At 44.5% G+C, this 935-nt stretch carries 1 protein-coding gene; it reads right to left on the bottom strand.

The features are described from left to right. Positions 1–935 (bottom strand): AMP-binding protein (locus tag JaK3_RS08825; protein WP_150114252.1); only part of this gene is annotated, 935 nt, incomplete at both ends.

Raw genomic sequence — 935 nt, 5'->3', positions numbered from 1 at the left:
CCTAGGTAGCCTCTGGCTAAACCAGCACCAGCAATATAGAGCTCACCCACCACTCCAGGAGGTACAGGCTCTAAGGTGGAGTCTAGGAGGTAGATTTGATTGTTCCAAATTGGATAACCAATAGTCGGTAGATTGGGCCAATCTGCAGCATTTGTCGATAGCGTAAGTGTCGTAACAACGTGCGCCTCAGTAGGACCATAATAGTTGTATAGCCTGGATTCAGGGTGATGTAAGAACGTATTGCGAATATTGGGTGTAATTTGTAGTTGTTCGCCAGCGGTCATAATCTCTTTTGGCCATGCATCGATGCCAAAGTTTTGATGTGCATCTGCAAGGCTGCTTAGAACCACAAATGGTACATAAAGCTGATCAATCTTTTGATCACGAATGTACTCTAATAAAGCTCTACTGTCTTTACGAGTTTCATCGTCAATCAAGACTAGCGTTCCACCTTGATGGAAACAGATTGCAATTTCTTGCGCAGAAGCATCAAAGCTAATCGGTGAGTATTGAAGAATGCGTTGCTTGCTTCTCGGTAAATCATCATCTTGCCAAAGAATGAGGTTAGTGAATGCCCTATGAGATAGGCCAACTCCTTTGGGTCTACCTGTACTACCCGAGGTGTATAAAAGGTAGATTAAGTGTTCTGGTGTCAGTGGGTGGCAGCGATCTTTATCTTGGATTGACGTTTCACTGTATGCACTTAAACATTCTTCGAATGCATCACTTTCTATATCAACTACTAGGTCATCTAGATAAACTGGGAGGGTCACCCCATCGCACTTGAGTGTGTCAAGGAAGTGATTAAGTCTTAATTGCGTAGTGAGCAATATTTTGGCCCCACTATCACTCAGCATGAACGATAGACGTTGGGCTGGATAGTCAGGATCTAATGGTAGGTAAGCAGCGCCCGCCTTGAGGATCGCTAACAGCGC

The sequence above is a fragment of the Polynucleobacter yangtzensis genome (assembly GCF_001595965.1).
Classification (GTDB): Bacteria; Pseudomonadota; Gammaproteobacteria; order Burkholderiales; family Burkholderiaceae; genus Polynucleobacter; species Polynucleobacter yangtzensis.
The sequence above is the reverse complement of the archived record's forward strand: the minus strand, read 5'-3'. Positions and strand labels throughout refer to the sequence as shown.